This window comes from Verrucomicrobium spinosum DSM 4136 = JCM 18804 (genome assembly GCF_000172155.1).
Lineage (GTDB): Bacteria > Verrucomicrobiota > Verrucomicrobiia > Verrucomicrobiales > Verrucomicrobiaceae > Verrucomicrobium > Verrucomicrobium spinosum.
Genome location: NZ_ABIZ01000001.1, coordinates 2417022 through 2432378, shown reverse-complemented (window position 1 = coordinate 2432378; position 15357 = coordinate 2417022). Strand labels below are relative to the sequence as shown.

General features: G+C 61.0%; 14 protein-coding genes and 1 pseudogene. All 15 read left to right on the top strand.

The window, feature by feature from the left end:
- The first annotated feature begins 295 nt into the window (after positions 1–295).
- The 15 genes and pseudogenes from VSP_RS09765 to pheA all read left to right on the top strand — a co-directional run bounded on the left by VSP_RS09765 (position 296) and on the right by pheA (position 15326).
- Positions 296–1024, top strand: coding sequence for an MIP/aquaporin family protein (locus tag VSP_RS09765; protein ID WP_256199736.1), 729 nt, complete (start codon positions 296–298; stop codon positions 1022–1024).
- A 56-nt stretch (positions 1025–1080) separates the two neighbouring features.
- Entirely contained in the window at positions 1081–2634 is a 1554-nt protein-coding gene (gene glpK / locus VSP_RS09760; RefSeq protein ID WP_009960321.1) for a glycerol kinase GlpK, read from the top strand.
- A 152-nt stretch (positions 2635–2786) separates the two neighbouring features.
- Positions 2787–3137: a hypothetical protein gene (locus tag VSP_RS09755; protein WP_156345772.1), complete on the top strand. Its 351-nt coding sequence runs from the start codon at positions 2787–2789 to the stop codon at positions 3135–3137.
- Between the two features lie 178 nt (positions 3138–3315).
- Positions 3316–3903, top strand: a complete 588-nt coding sequence (locus VSP_RS09750; protein WP_157210820.1) for a hypothetical protein — start codon at positions 3316–3318, stop codon at positions 3901–3903.
- Between the two features lie 109 nt (positions 3904–4012).
- Positions 4013–4222, top strand: coding sequence for a hypothetical protein (locus VSP_RS42985; RefSeq protein WP_009960317.1), 210 nt, complete (start codon positions 4013–4015; stop codon positions 4220–4222).
- A 59-nt stretch (positions 4223–4281) separates the two neighbouring features.
- On the top strand, positions 4282–4839 hold the full coding sequence (locus tag VSP_RS34765; RefSeq protein ID WP_063607713.1) for a DUF6714 family protein: 558 nt from the start codon (positions 4282–4284) through the stop codon (positions 4837–4839).
- Positions 4840–4946: 107 nt separating this feature from the next.
- Positions 4947–6530, top strand: a complete 1584-nt coding sequence (locus tag VSP_RS09735) for a glycerol-3-phosphate dehydrogenase/oxidase (RefSeq protein ID WP_009960313.1) — start codon at positions 4947–4949, stop codon at positions 6528–6530.
- Between the two features lie 44 nt (positions 6531–6574).
- Complete coding sequence (locus VSP_RS09730) at positions 6575–7381, top strand: segregation and condensation protein A (protein ID WP_009960312.1); 807 nt, start codon at positions 6575–6577, stop codon at positions 7379–7381.
- Between the two features lie 110 nt (positions 7382–7491).
- Positions 7492–8887: pseudogene (locus VSP_RS34760) on the top strand (IS1182-like element ISVsp16 family transposase).
- A 337-nt stretch (positions 8888–9224) separates the two neighbouring features.
- Positions 9225–10028 (top strand): PEP-CTERM sorting domain-containing protein, encoded by an 804-nt coding sequence (locus VSP_RS09720; RefSeq protein ID WP_009960311.1) that lies wholly within the window; start codon positions 9225–9227, stop codon positions 10026–10028.
- A gap of 80 nt (positions 10029–10108) precedes the next feature.
- Positions 10109–10732: a GAF domain-containing protein gene (locus VSP_RS09715; protein WP_009960310.1), complete on the top strand. Its 624-nt coding sequence runs from the start codon at positions 10109–10111 to the stop codon at positions 10730–10732.
- Between the two features lie 63 nt (positions 10733–10795).
- Positions 10796–11575 carry a S8 family serine peptidase gene (locus VSP_RS09710; RefSeq protein WP_198141354.1) on the top strand — a complete coding sequence of 260 codons (780 nt, stop codon included), beginning with the start codon at positions 10796–10798 and terminating at the stop codon, positions 11573–11575.
- A 77-nt stretch (positions 11576–11652) separates the two neighbouring features.
- A complete protein-coding gene (locus tag VSP_RS09705; RefSeq protein WP_009960308.1) occupies positions 11653–12909 on the top strand; it encodes a L,D-transpeptidase in 1257 nt (418 codons plus the stop codon).
- A gap of 319 nt (positions 12910–13228) precedes the next feature.
- Complete coding sequence (gene scpB, locus VSP_RS34755; protein WP_009960306.1) at positions 13229–13921, top strand: SMC-Scp complex subunit ScpB; 693 nt, start codon at positions 13229–13231, stop codon at positions 13919–13921.
- Between the two features lie 316 nt (positions 13922–14237).
- Positions 14238–15326 carry a chorismate mutase gene (pheA, locus tag VSP_RS09695; RefSeq protein ID WP_009960305.1) on the top strand — a complete coding sequence of 363 codons (1089 nt, stop codon included), beginning with the start codon at positions 14238–14240 and terminating at the stop codon, positions 15324–15326.
- The last annotated feature ends 31 nt before the right edge of the window (positions 15327–15357 follow it).

Here is a 15357-nt window from a genome sequence, read left to right as displayed (position 1 = left end):
CTCCGTGATTTCCTTCAATCCCTCGCCGGCACCTGGCGCTCACCACAAGCAGCTCTCCCGGCGCTTGCGCCGTCTCAACCAGCGCAGCGCCTCAACAGCCCGCTTGCGGGCCCCTCAACCAGCGCAGCGTCTCAACTCCCTCCTTCTCCCCCTCCTCTTTTCACCATTGTCTCGCTCCAATGCTCCCGGTACAATCAGCGCTAATTCTTCAAAATAAACGCATCAGCAGCACGCTCCTTCCTCCGAGCATCCCAATCATTGCCGCACTGCCCATTCCAACATCCAACACCCATCCATCATGTCTCCCTACCTGGCTGAACTTGTCGGAACTGCCCTCCTCATCCTGTTTGGAAACGGCGTCGTGGCCAACGTGGTCCTGACCAAGTCCAAGGGCAATGGCGGCGGCTGGATTGTCATCACAGCAGGATGGGGCATGGGGGTCATGCTTGCCGTCTATGCCGTGGGAAAGATCAGTGGAGCCCATCTGAATCCGGCTGTCACCATTGCTCTCGCCGCGATTGGCAAGTTTGATGCGACTTTAGTCCCCGGGTACATTATCGCCCAGGTCCTCGGCGCCTTCCTTGGAGCCACGCTTACCTGGCTGGCCTATCTGCCCCACTGGGGTGCCACCAAAGACGCCCCCACCAAGCTGGGAGTCTTCTGCACCATTCCCGCCATCCGAAACCGGCTCTCCAATCTGATCTGCGAAATCATCGGCACCGCCGTCCTCGTCTTTGGTGCCCTCGCCATCCCCAGCAGCACGAACCTCATTGACAACGGCTGGGCCACTGGCTTCGGCCCCATGCTCGTCGGCCTGCTCGTCTTCGCCATTGGCCTTTCTCTCGGTGGCCCCACAGGCTATGCCATCAACCCCGCCCGTGACCTTGGCCCCCGCCTGGCCCACGCCCTCCTGCCTATCGCAGGCAAAGGCTCCTCCGACTGGGGTTATGCCATCGTACCCATCGTTGGCCCCATCATCGGCGGCCTCGCTGGCGCCTTCCTCCAGCGCACCCTCTACGTCTGAGAGGCTGCCCACCGCTTTCACCATTTATCATTCCTAATTCCTAATTCATCTTTTGTATGTCCTACATCATGTCCTTCGATGCCGGCACCACCAGTGTGCGGTCCATTCTTTTCGACCATGACGGCCGCATCTGTTCCGTCGCCCAGAAGGAGATCCGGCAGATTTTCCCCCAGCCCGGCTGGGTGGAGCACGATCCCCAGGAGATCTGGTTCTCCCAGATGGCAGTCGCAGTTGAGGCTCTGGGCCGGGCCCGCATTCGCCCCAGTGACGTCGCAGGCATCGGCATCACCAATCAACGCGAAACCACGGTGGTGTGGGACAAGGAAACCGGCGAGAATATCTACAACGCCATTGTCTGGCAGGATCGCCGCACCGCCCCCATGTGTGACAAGCTACGAGCTGCAGGGCATGACAAGGTGATCCAGAAGAAAACCGGCCTCATCCTCGACGCCTACTTCTCCGCCACCAAAGTCGCCTGGATCCTTGAGAACGTCCCCGGTGCTCGAGCCAAGGCGGAGGCGGGCAAGCTCGCCTTCGGCACCGTGGACTCGTGGCTCATCTGGAAGCTCACCAGCGGCAAAAACATCCACATCACCGATCCGAGCAATGCTTCACGCACCATGCTCTACAACATCCATACCGGTGACTGGGACAAGGACCTGCTCAAGCTCTTCAAGATCCCCGCCAGCATGCTGCCTGAGGTCCGCAGCTCCAGCGAGGTGTATGGGGAGGTCAGCACCTCCCTCGGGCTTGCTCACGTGCCCGTCGCGGGCATTGCCGGCGACCAGCAGGCCGCCCTCTTCGGACAGATGTGCGTGAAGCCCGGTCTGGCCAAGAACACTTACGGCACGGGATGTTTCATGCTCCAGAACATCGGCACCAGGCCGGTCGCTTCCAAGCAACGCCTGCTCACCACCGTGGCCTGGCAACTCGGCAGCAAGGGCAGGCTCGAGTACGCCCTGGAAGGCAGCGTCTTCATCGGTGGCGCGGTCGTGCAATGGCTCCGCGACGGCCTCCAGCTGGTGCGCTCTGCCCAGGAGGTCGATCTCCTGGCCGCCTCAGTCCCGGACAGCGGCGGTGTTTTCCTCGTACCCGCCTTTGCCGGTCTCGGCGCCCCGCACTGGGATGCCTACGCCCGCGGCACCATTGTCGGCCTCACCCGTGACACCTCCGCGGCTCACATCGCCCGTGCCGCGCTTGAAGGTGTCGCCTTCCAGGTGGCCGACCTTCTCGATGCCATGCACGCGGACACCGGCAAAAAGCTCCCCGAGCTCCGCGTGGACGGCGGAGCTTCCCGCAGCGAGCCTCTCATGCAGTTCCAGGCCGACATCCTCGGCGTGCCCGTCATTCGGCCCGCCGTCGTCGAGACCACTGCCCTCGGAGCGGCTTACCTCGCCGGCCTTGCGGTCGGTTATTGGAAAAACACCGCGGAGATCTCCACCCAATGGCAGGTGGAGAGGACCTTCGAACCTAAAATGCCCAAAGCCCGCGTCCAAGAACTCCGCAGCCGCTGGAACCAAGCCCTCGGTCGCGCCAAGGAATGGGAACCGCATGAAGCGAAGGGAGCAGCAGGAAAAAAGCGAGCGGCGCGGAAGGTTGGTAAGAAGTGAATGGCTAGAGGTAAGCAGTGGACGCAAGTGCAAGGTAGTAATACACCGCCGTCATCCTAATAGCAGCTGGGGGAGCGCAGGCCGCTGGCCTGCTTTTCCCGGCAGCCCGCCGGGTCAGCCAACACACCTTTCGTGAACTCCACGCTCCTCTCATGAATCCCTCACCACCGCCTGCCGACATCCCTGTCCTCCCTGGACACTACCGGCGCACCTTTGGGTACTTCCTACGATGCTGGCTCGGCATGGCCGCAGGCATCGGTGTCTTCGGCCTCGGCCTCAAATGGAACTCCATCATCGTCCAGATCATCGGCGGCGTCATCGCCTTCGTTGCGTTCCTGTGGATGTTCCGAACCTTCGCCCGCGCCAACTCGGCGCCCTGCCCGAGTTGCTCAACTCCCATGTCCCAAGGTTGGGATGCGAAGAAGAATCAATCGGACGGCGTCTTCGCATGTCCCGATTGTAAGAGCCGCTGGCGCACCCGGGCCGTCTGGGGATTTGAGTGACTGATCGGCACCTTGTCTGCTCTACGCAGCCCCCAATCCACGACGCATTGGAGCGCGCATCTTGCATGCCACCTACTGTATCCTGCAGAAGGCCCGCTCTCGCGACAGATCTCCAATCACCCCACCATTCGCGTTCCCGCAATCCAGCCCTACAATGGTGGCACCACCCATCCACCCCATGCAATCCTTCACTCCCGAGCACATGGCTACCATGGTCGCGGCGCATCAAGCCCTCCAGGAAAAAAACAACCGGATAAGCGACTATGATGCCGGAATCGATGCAAAACTGAAGGATGCCCTTGGTCTGCAGTGGCACTTCGCATCCGAGGAGCAGATACATGAAATTCTCAGCCCATGCCAGCAGGACTGGAGAATGCTTCGCTACTTCTATGAAACTCTTTCCAACGACGGCGACTTCTTCCGCCGCGTTTCCATGATTTACAACCATCCCGAGGCATTCCGCGCCATCGGAGCATTCAAAACACTGGAGGCCGCCGAGGCGCTGAGAGAATACTACGGCCAACAACGGGCGCTTGGCACTCCCGACGAACAGGAGGCCTATTGGGAGCAGACCCGCGAACAGCGCAAACCCATTGAGCGGCAGGCTGACAGCGTCCTCGAACTAGCCGATCTCCTGATCAGCTTTGCCGAGGCCAATCCCGACGAGCTCACATCGATTCCCGCTAGTGATCCCTTTGAACACCTGACAGAGCATCTGGCGGCCATGAAACAACACATCATCGACGCGAGATCTCACACAGGCTAGTGACCCGCAGCCGCATAGGTCACGACGACACCCCTGCTCCTCACCAGCCGAAACCCATCCGGCAGCGCCATGATCGTGCCCCACCACTCGCCTCATCATTCTCGGGTGCGTGCCCTCCACCTTGCACGAGATCGTCGAGTACCGTCCCAGCGACATCGAATGGAAGGTCACCGCCGGCATCTGGGCCCTGGGGCTTATCATTTATACCTTGTTCATCAAGATCGCAGCCGGTATCCTTTTAGACAGAACCAAAATGCAGGCCCAGCCGGAACCTGCTCCTCCCATTCAAAACGCAACTACGCCCTCTCATCCCGCGTAACCTCTAAAACCGCGCTCAGCCGGGCCGGCTAAACCAGGCTCTTGCGGCCTCAACCCCAGTTGTCCTCACCTTCGCCAGAACGAATCACTGAGTTCCGTGCCCGAAGCAACGACGGAGTCGTCATGGGGGACGCGGAAATACCTGCGCCCGGCGAGCAAAGAGCCCAGCAGATCATCGAAATGATCGATGCCGCCTTTTCACGGGTGACACTCGGGAATGGTATTGGATTGCACCAAGCCCAAGGTCTGGATGACTATGCAGACGAAAGGACCTGCGCTGCATTGCGTGCCAAGGATGAAAAAGCCGACTGGCATCGGATTGACCGCAGCACGCTGAACGCCTGCCACAGCAGCCTCAGCTTCTTTGACGCGGAAGGCATGCGGTTCCATCTACCCGCATTTCTGATCGCCTCCCTTCTTCAGGACGAAGACTACGGCACTATCTACAGACTTACCGACCTCTCATCACATAACCTGGAAAAGTTCAAGCTGCTTGACCTCGCCCAACGGGAATCAGTCCGCTGTTACATTAACCACCTCACCAACAGCCCTGACTGCCGGATCAAACAGAAAGAAGCGGTCCAAGCCCTCGCCTATTGGTCCCTTCCAGCCCCCTGACTTTCCACTCCGTCGAAACTTCTCAATCAGGCGCTTGCGCCGTCTCAACCAGCGTAGCGTCTCAACAGCTGCGCAGCGGCATCTCAACTCCCCTTCCCCCTCCTCCTATGAATCGCTCCGAAATGCTCAAGTCGGCCCAGGATCATCAAGGCATCTGGGATATTGTCGTCATCGGCGGCGGAGCCACCGGCGTGGGCGTGGCGGTGGACGCCGCCACCCGGGGCTACAGCGTGCTCCTGCTGGAGCAGCACGACTTTGGCAAGGGAACATCCAGCCGCAGCACCAAGCTGGTGCATGGCGGCGTGCGTTACCTGGAGCAGGGCAATGTCGCGCTTGTGATGGAGGCGCTCAAGGAGCGTGGCATGCTCCGGCAAAACGCCCCGCACCTGGTCACGGAGATGCCCTTTGTCGTTCCCAGTTACTCCTGGTGGGAGGGCCCCTTCTACGGCATCGGACTGAAGCTCTACCAGATGCTCTCCGGCAAATACGGCTTTGGCCCCTCCCAGTTTATTTCCAAGGAGGAAACGCTGCGCCGTCTGCCCAATGTGAACACCGAGGGACTCGTGGGCGGGGTGGTGTACTACGACGGACAGTTCGATGACTCACGCCTGCTCATCAACATGGCGGCCACTGCCGCCACCCAAGGTGCCGTATTGCTGAACTATGCCCCGGTGACTGGTTTGAGGAAAGGACCCGACAACCTGGTTCACGGTGTCACCTGGCAGGATCTGGAGTCCGGGCAGACCTTTGAGGCCGATGCCCATGTGGTCATCAACGCCACCGGCCCTTTCACCGATGCCGTGCGAAAGCTCGCAGACACCCACATCACGCCCATGATCGCCCCCAGCCAGGGCGCCCACATCGTGCTGGACCGGTCCTTCCTCCCCGGCGACACCGCCATCATGGTGCCACACACCAGCGACGGGCGCGTCATGTTTGCCATCCCCTGGCATGGTCACACTCTGGTGGGCACCACTGACACGGCCATCGACCACGCTCCACTGGAGCCGGTACCCATGGATCAGGAGATCGAGTTCATGCTGGCCACCGCCGCCCTCTATCTGGACAAGAAGCCCACCCGGGCCGACATCCTGAGCGCCTTCGCCGGGATCCGCCCTCTGGCCAAGGTGGGCGACGGCAAAAACACCGCCTCCCTCTCCCGGGACCACACCATTCACATCGACCAGAGCGGCCTGCTCAGCATCGCCGGCGGGAAATGGACCACCTACCGCAACATGGCCCAGGACTGCGTGGACCAGGCCGCCACCTTGGGCAACCTGCCCGACAAGCCCTGCGTCACCAAGACCCTCAACATCCACGGCTACCACACCCACACTGCCGATCTGGGATCCCTGGGGGTGTACGGCACAGATGCCCACGAGATTCAGGCCCTCATCACAGAAGATCCGTCCTTGGGCGAGCCACTCGATCCCGCCCTCCCCTACACCGCCGCAGAGGTCATCTGGGCCGCGCGTCGGGAGATGGCCCGCACCGTGGAGGACATCCTCTCCCGCCGCACCCGAGCCCTCCTGCTCAATGCCCGTGCTGCCTTTCACATGGCACCCAAGGTGGCCACCCTGCTCGCCCGGGAATTGGGTCACGATGCCGCTTGGGAAAAGTCACAAATCGCTGACTTTGAATTAGTCGCCCGCGGCTACCTGGTCTCCACGGAGCCCCCCACCTCTGCCTGACGCACAACACTTGCACCACCGCCAACAACGCTCTATGTGGAGCGGTGGAAAACACGGACAGCGACTACAAGGTTAAGCTCGAAATCTTCGAAGGCCCCCTCGACCTCCTTCTCTATCTCATCAAGAAAGATGAGATAGACATCTATGATGTCAGCATCGAGCGCATCACCAGCCAGTACCTCGGCTATATCGAGACGTTCAAGGCTCTCAACATTGAGCTCTCCGGCGAGTTCATTGTCATGGCGGCCAATCTCATGTACCTCAAGAGCCGCACTCTCCTGCCCAAGGACGTGCAGCCTCCCGATGAAGAGGCAGATGAGGAGGATCCCCGGTGGGAACTCATCCGCCAGCTCGTGGAGTACAAGAAGTTCAAAGACGCCGCCCAGTTCCTCCATATCCGTGACAGCTCGGGCGCGGAGTTCTTTGCGGCCAACCCCGAACTACCCGACCTCAACGCTCCGGTGGAAGGTCTCCCGCAAATCGGCATTTTCGACCTCATTCGCGCCTTCCAGAAGGTGCTCAAGAAGTTCGAGGACGTGCACACGCTCCGCGAGATCGTGGACGACCGGTGGACGGTCAGTGACAAGATCGACTATCTCCTCTCCGTCCTCCCTGTGGGCGGCAAGGTCCCCTTCATGAGCCTCTTCACCGAGGCCACCAGCCGCAGTGAAGTCATCATCACCTTCCTCGCCATGCTGGAGCTCATGAAGCTCAACTTCCTGAAGATCGAGCAGGAGCGCGTGCTGGGTGAGATCCTCGTGCTGCGCCCCTCCGACAAAGTCTTCACCCAGGTGCCCATGGACACCTTCGACGGCACGGACTACACCAGTCAGCCCGCATTGTCGGAGTAGCGCCAGGGTTTATCACATAGGCGACGTCAGCACCTCCGACGCCTCCCCATCATTTCCACTAGCAGCCTGTCGGACTTTGAAAATGCGATTGGGCTGTGTTAGGTAGAGCGATGGCGAGCCGGTTTGTAGTCATTGATCACGACACCCCTCTGTTGCTGCCTCCTGACCTGAGGGACTGGCTTCCCGAGGACCATCTGGTGCATTTTATCATGGATGCGGTCAAACTGCTGGATCTGTGCCAGGCCAGGGTCAACACCCGGGGCACAGGTTACGCCCAGTACCCTCCTGGCATGATGCTGGGGCTGCTGATCTATTGCTATGCCACGGGCACCTTCAGCAGCCGCAAGATCGAGACGCTCACTTATGAGAGCGTGGCGGTGCGTTATCTGTGTGCGGACACCCACCCCGATCACGACAGCATCTGCAAGTTCCGGCGTGAGAACAAGGAGCTGCTGGAAAGCAGTTTTCATCAGGTGCTGGAGTGTGCCGCACGGCTCAACGTGCTGCAAGTGGGGCAGGTGGTGTTGTCGGTGGATGGCACCAAGATTTTGGCCAGCGCCAGCAAGCACAGCGCCGTGAGCCATGGGCACGCCCAGCAGCAGTTGCTGCTGCTGGAGGAGCAGATCAAAGAGCTCACGGCCAAAGCCGAGGCCGCGGACAGCACGCCGTTGCGCGAGGGGCTGAGTCTGCCCTGAGGAGATCCGGCGGCGTCAGAAGCGGCAGGAAAAGCTGCGGGAGGCAGTGCAGGTCATCGAGCAAAGAGCTCGTGAGCGGCATCAGCAGGAGCAGGCGGCCTATGAACGCAAGCTTCAGGAGCGCCAGGACCGGGAACAAGCGCGGGGCAAAAAGACCGGAGGCAAGGCCCCTCAACCACCCAAGGAAGGGCCTCAAGCCAAAGACCAGTACAACTTTACCGATCCACAGAGCCGGATCATGAAACACGGCGGTGGGGAGCACTTTGAGCAAAGTTACAATGCGCAGGCGGCCGTTGAGGTGCAAAGCCGCCTTGTGGTGAGCCAGCTGGTCAGCGATGCGCCCAACGACAAGGAGCAGCTGGTGCCGGTGCTGGAAAACAAAAGCCCCGTTGTGCAGAGCCTCAGCGTGGTGCTGGTGGACAGCGGTTACTACAGTGAGGCGGCGATCCGACAGGTGGAGGTGCCTGATGCAGACACCGGGGTGAGTCCGCAGGTGTATGCGGCGACGCGACGGCACAAGCACGGGCGTAGTGTCAAGGACATTGAGCAGCATGACGATCCGCCGCCACCACCGCCCGGAGCGCCGGTCAAAGCGATCATGGAGCAGCGGTTGGAAACCCAGGAGGGCAAAGCCCTCTACGGGTTGCGCAAGCAGACGGTGGAACCTGTGTTTGGCATCATCAAATCTGCGATGGGCTTTCGTCGGTTCAGCCTGCGCGGGCTCACGAAAGTGGGGCTGGAGTGGACGCTGGTCACGCTCAGTTACAATCTCAAGCGTCTGTATCACCTTGGGACAAGGCTCCCAGCCTGAAGAAAGCGGCTCAAGCGAGCTCAGCGGCGGGAAATGCAACGACACGGCTGGCTCCAACCGCGCCTCATCCATCTGACACGACGACTCCGGTTCCCCGATCGCACTCCTGCAGCATCCAGCAAATCCGACAGGCTGCTAGAAAGGCGGCACCAGCGTGCCGCCTTTTGCATTCTGGCAGCTTTGGGGCCCCGCCGCATCGAAGCATCGGGATTCTCCAATAACCGGCAGTCGTCCTCAAAACTGGTGGGCCGCGCCCACACCGTCGCTTGTCACCTCTTCCGATACTCCGCTGACCTCAGGGTTCCCCGGGCACGGCTGATGCTGACGCGATGAGTCCATGAAAGCCCCTTTGACCCTCGTTCTTTTTTGGATTGGGCTCCTCAGTCCCGCCTTGAAGGGGGCCACCCTGTTGTTCAGCCATCAAGGCAGCACGAATCCCACCACCGAAGGCTGGTCGTCAGCCCTCACAGGCTCCGGCGCGGGACAGGCCGTCACCTCCGGCACCACCAGCGCCTGGCAGGTCATGGAGCCCGGTGGAAGCAATGCTTTGACCTACAATCAGAACCTCACCACCCCGCAGCTCACCCAGGCTCTCACCACGGGCTGGGAACTCTCTGCCACTATCCAGTATGTACCCCCCGATCCACTTGGAGCGACAGCACTGTCCAACAACGCATGGTGCACGCTCCTCATCAATGAGGGAGTCGTGGTGAGTGGCACCCAGAAGCGCACCCTCTATGGCCTGTACTTTGGCAATGACGCCTCCGGCAACACCCTGGTGCGCCTCTACTCCGCCGGCTCCACCTACACCGTATCCTCCGGCTTTCACGACTACCGTATCATCTACGATCCCGTGCTCGGCAATGCTTCCTTCTACATCGACGGCACCCTCACCGCCACCGGCTATGAAGGCACAGAGATCGACAACACCGCCGTCTCACGCGTGTATTGGGGAGACAACACCACCACTTCCGCCACCTCGGGACGAGGAGCCAACTACGCCTTCGTCGGCTTCTCCGTCGAGACCGTGCCCGAGCCCTCGCGGGCCGTGCTGGTCACACTCGCCTTCACCCTCATTTCCCTCCGCCGTCATCGCCGCCCCCTTGCTTTCCATCCTGTTAATCTTTCCAAACCTTGTTAATCCCGCCCCCCATCGCCCTCCCACACCCTGACCCACAATTCCTGATTTACGCCCACGCCGTTCCCGCCTAGAATTGGTTCATGTCCTCCGCCTACGGCGATTTCTCCACCACCACTACCATGCGCTGGCTGCCGGAGCCTCGGGTGGTGCCGCTTGTCCCGGCCATTGAGGAGCGCGTCACCCAGTTTGCGGGGCTCATCCGTGCGGCCAATCTCCAGGAGTTTTTGGACCCCCTCATGACGCGGCTCATCCACGACTGCTTTAGCGACGCCGGGGCTCACGAGGGCGTGATCTGGCTCATGGACACATCCGGCCGCAACCTCCTCTGCGCCCATCAGGAGGGGCCCACCTCGAGTCGCCTGCTCAGCTTCAGAATGCCAATCGACAGCGGCGTCGCTGGCATGGTCCTCGCCACCCAGCAGGCGTTTTGTGAAAACAACCTCAGTTCCAACCCTTCCGGCGCAAGCAAGCTGGACGAGGCCCTGGGCGTTATCGTCTGTAGCCGCATCCTCGCCCCATTCTTCATCTCCGGCCAGATGCGCGGGCTCATCGCCTGCTACCGTACCAAGGCCAATCACGATGCCCCGGAACCACCCGCATTCGAACCCGAGGCCATGGAGGAGGTCACCCTGCTCACCCGGCTGCTCGGCCGCCTGCTGGATCACAAACTCCTCTGCGCCGCGATCGGCGTGGACGAAAGCTAATCCCTCCCGCGTCGATTATTCATCGTGGGTTCGTGGATCACGCCAGAACAAGCTGTCGCCGCCATGAGCCGTGGACGCGGCCATGGCATTCGCATCGCCGTGCTGGACTCCGGAGTGGAGTGGAGCCACCCGGATCTTGCCAATGTGCGCCGCGCTGATGACCTCGTCATCGTAGAAGAAGGTGGCCGCCTGGAGGCCGTCCCAGCCCCCGCGGGAGGTGAGGATGTCTTCGGCCACGGCACCGCCGTCACTGGGATTCTGCACGAGATCGCCCCCGAGGCGGAGATTGGCAGTTTCCGTGTCCTAGATCTCCGTAATCAGTCCCAGAGTGAGATGATCTGCTTCGGTGCCCAACTCGCCATTGAGCGTGGTTACCATATCCTGAACTGCAGCTTCGGTGCCCGGCTCAAGGCGCAGGTCCTCATGTTCAAGTCGTGGGTGGACCGGGCTTACCTCAGTGGTCATCACGTCGTGGCCGCCTGCAACAATGAAGATTTCCGGCGCGCAGAGTGGCCCGGAGATTTCACCTCAGTCATCACCGTCAACATGCTCGCTACGCCGGAGCGTGAGTGCCTCTTTCGCAACCAGCCAGGCACGCTGGTGGAATTCGCTGCGTTGGGAGTGAATGTGAACGTCCCGTGGAAGGGCCGCATCCGGCGGGATGCCACCGGCAGCAGCTTCGCCGCGCCACGCGCCGCCGCCCTGCTTGCGCGCATGCTTTCCATCTTCCCTCACCTGTCTCCCCTCCAGGCGAAGGGACTGCTTCACCAGATCGCCAGCGGCCTGCCCCCACGCAAACGTCTTCAACTTCCAACTGCCCTGTCACAGACAATTTCCGGTTGACATACACTCTACAACAGTGCGTAGGGCAAAGTTCCTGCTCTCACCTGCGTACTTCTGCCATTCTCACCTCCACCGCCATGCCCGCTGTTGCCACCACCGCCACCTCCCTTTCGATCCTCGTTCCGGCCGCGCTCCTGCCGGGTGAAGGGGAGGATCTGTCGTTTAATGCCTTTGACACGACCGCTCCTGCGGCGGCCCAACTGTTCAAGGTTTTCCAGCACTTCGCCTCGCCCCGCGCCGGCGAATTCCTGCTCGACAACGGGGATGTCCAGTTCGACGGCGAACTGCATGAAGAAAGCAGCCTGCAATTGATTCAAGTCTCCAGCGACGAAGAATCGGGCGAGCCTCACATCAACGTACGGCCCGCCATGAGCCACTTCGACTGGGCAGGCGTGATGCAGGAAGTGTCCGACGCTCTGCTGGACGAGCACTTCCTCGGCACGCCTGAGGAACTCGCCCGCGTCTTCACCGAAGCAGTCCGCGAGATGGCGGGCATTGCTGCCCTCGGATTTGCGGGTGAGGCCGTCCCCCTGCTCACCTTGCGCCCGCATCCTGAGACCAAGGGCGTCGGCGTCACCTTCCTGGGCATCTGGCTCGCTGACAGCCGCACCATGGCAGAAATGCGCTCCACCCTGCCCGGACAGTCCTGGCATGATGGTGCCGCGGCCGGTCAGAATCACTACATCCTGCTCGACGCTGCCGAGGTGGAAGGTCGCGGCCTGAAGGAAGCCCTGCTAAGCGCCGCCATGCTCGCCCTTGTCTTCGGCGGAGCCTCGGCCAAGGCTGATGACGGCGTCAGTGTCGGCCGCCCCACCGGCGGCAAATTCACGTCCTTCTTCCAGCGCGACACCCGTGCTGGCGAAAAGCTTGAGATCAAAACACAAAAGCTGGTCCAGGACGGCCCCCGTTACTACCGCGATGTGCTGGACCGCGAACACACCGACCTGCGCGTCATCGTCAACATCGGAGCCCAGCGCGCCTTCCTTGTGAAGGACGGACAGATCGCCTTCGAAACCCCCATCTCCACCGGTCGCGGCCCCCGCATGACCCCACGCGGCACCTTCAAGATCACCGAGAAAATCCGCACAGGAAAGATCTCCACCATCTACAAGTGCCCCCTTCCCGGCTGGATGCGCGTGGGCGAAATGCCCATCGGCATGCATGAAGGCGAACTCCCCGGCTACCCGGCCTCCCACGGCTGCATCCGCATGCCCCTGGAAAGCGCCCACTTCATCTTCGACCGCGCTCCCGTAGGGACCACGGTCCAAATCGTCGATTCCTGGTCGCCCCCGGCCGCTGGAACCGCCACCCCGATGGTGGCCACCGCCAACTAAGCGTTTACAGCCCAGCCTGAGCCCCTCACCAACCCCTTCCACCCGGAAGGGGTTTTTTGTTTTTCGAGACCACAGATTGGAAGACGAAAGACAGAAGACCTGAAACTGCCCCCTCGACGCTCCCCACCCAGCCAGGCACCTCACCACTTCCGTAAATTCTGTTAATTCCGTCTAAAAGCCCCTCCCATCTTCCAATCAGCCCCATGACCCCATCTTGTTAATCCTGTCCCCGAACGTCACCGCACCACCCAGCGAAATCAAAACTTGAACTTTGTCCTTCGCTCCCCACATTCACCGTTCCCCTCACCTCGCGCATCGCATGGACCTTACCCGGATCGTTGAAGCCCTGCTTTTCGCCACACAAGAGCCTCTCTCTGTTGTGGAGATGGGGCGCGCCATCCGGGAAACCGCGCGCGAAGCCAAGGAGTTCGCTCAGGAGAACAACGTCGAGGTGGACGAGGCAAAAGCCGCTATGGAAGCGGTTACGGACGACCAGGTGCGCGAAGCCTTGGACCAGCTGGTCTCTCACTACGAGCAGGACGGCCGCTCCTTCACGGTCATCGAACGCACTGCCGGCTGGCGCTTGTGTGCACGGGGGGAGTTCGGGGAATGGTGCCGCGCTCTCTACCCTAGCAAGAAACCAGCCCGGCTCAGCGCCCCCGCTTTGGAGACCCTGGCCATCATCGCCTACCGACAGCCCATCACCAAGTCCGCCATCGAAGCTGTCCGCGGTGTCTCGGTGGACGCCATGGTGCAGCAGCTGCTTGATCGCAACTTGCTCAAAGTTGACGGCCGCGCCGATCTCCCAGGCCGACCCTTGCTTTTTTCCACCACCGATCTGTTCCTCGATCACTTCGGCATCCGCCATTTGGACGACCTCCCCAACGCTGCGGAACTGCGCCGCGTCAAGCTCCCCACCCCCGAGGAGACCGTCGAAAGCCCAAGCCCAGAACAGGCCGAGGCGAAGGAAAAAGAGAAAAAAGCCGAGAACGCGATGGAGCTTGGGCTGTAATAGGTCTGCTTCGCAGAACTTCTCAGTTTCAAGTTTTCAGCTGGAGCAATCGCAAGCCACCGGGCACAAATGCCTCAGAGGCCCAGCCATGCCCTCCCCACGGTGTCCGTTCCAACACCTGGACCACTCACGCACTGCCCACTGAAGCACTGACAAAGCCCTCTCAGCCCTGAGAAGAACCCCACAGGAGCAATCCACCCAACCATCCTGTCACCCCAAATGACCCCGCTGACTCACACTTGTTTCAGCTTCATGCATTTTCTGCTTTCCTCCCCGCAAAGCCTTGCTCTTAATCGTGGCGGATTTTCCGCACACGATGACACTCGAAGAGGTACGCACACACATTGACCACGTAGATCAACAGCTACTGAGGCTGTTGAATGAACGGGCCGATCTCGTGCACCATGTGGGCGAGATCAAACGCAAGGAAGGCCTGGAAATCTACGCACCGGACCGTGAAGAACGCCTGCTACGCAAGCTGGTGGAGTCCAACAAGGAACACAAAGGCCGCCTGCCGGAGAAGTCCATCCGTGCGATTTATCGGGAGATTATCTCTGCCGCCCTGGCACTGGAGCAAGATCTGCGCATCCCCTTTCTCGGCCCTGCGGGCTCCTGGACCCATCAGGCCGCGATCAGCCGATTTGGGAACAGCGTGCTCTATCTTCCAGAGGCCAGCACTGAGGATGTCTTTGAGCGCGTGGCCACCCAGGAGGCCGACTACGGGGTGCTTCCCATCGAACACTCCACGGAAGGTGCCGTGTATCACACGCTGGACCACCTGGTGGAATCTCCGTTGCAGATCTACGCCCAGTTCCTTTGGCGTACGGAGACCGTCCTCATGTCAAACGGCCCCCGCGATACGGTGGACTACATCTACGGCCACCCGCAGGTGATTTCCCAGTGCCGCAAGTGGCTTGCCGTGAACTTCCCCGACGCCGAACTTCGCGAAGCGCCCTCCACCAGCCAGGCGGCGGCCTTTGCCTGTGAGCACCCCCACTCCGCCGCTCTGGGCACCGCCCTCGGAGCTGAGCTGCAAGGGCTCAAGATCATTGCCACCTCGATCGATGACAGCGCCTCCCAAGCCCGCTTCATCATTCTAGGACGCCGTCCAGCCCCTCCCACCGGCAACGATCACACCCTTCTCATGGTCACGGCCCGTGATCGCGTCGGCACCCTTCTGGAGATCCTCGAAGCCTTCGTCAAGCAAGGCATCAACGTCCGCCAGATCGAAAACCGTCCCGTCCCTTCCGATGAGTCAGCAGCCCAAAGCCATGTGCGCTTCTTTCTGGAGGTGACCGGGCACTGCAACGACGACAATCTGAAGACCGCCCTCGACGAAGTAGTCAGTGATGGCGATGCCATCAAGATCCTGGGCAGCTACCCCGCCTCCAACTGGGCAGAGTGAGCCGAGTGACACCGCCTTCCAGCGTGCGCCA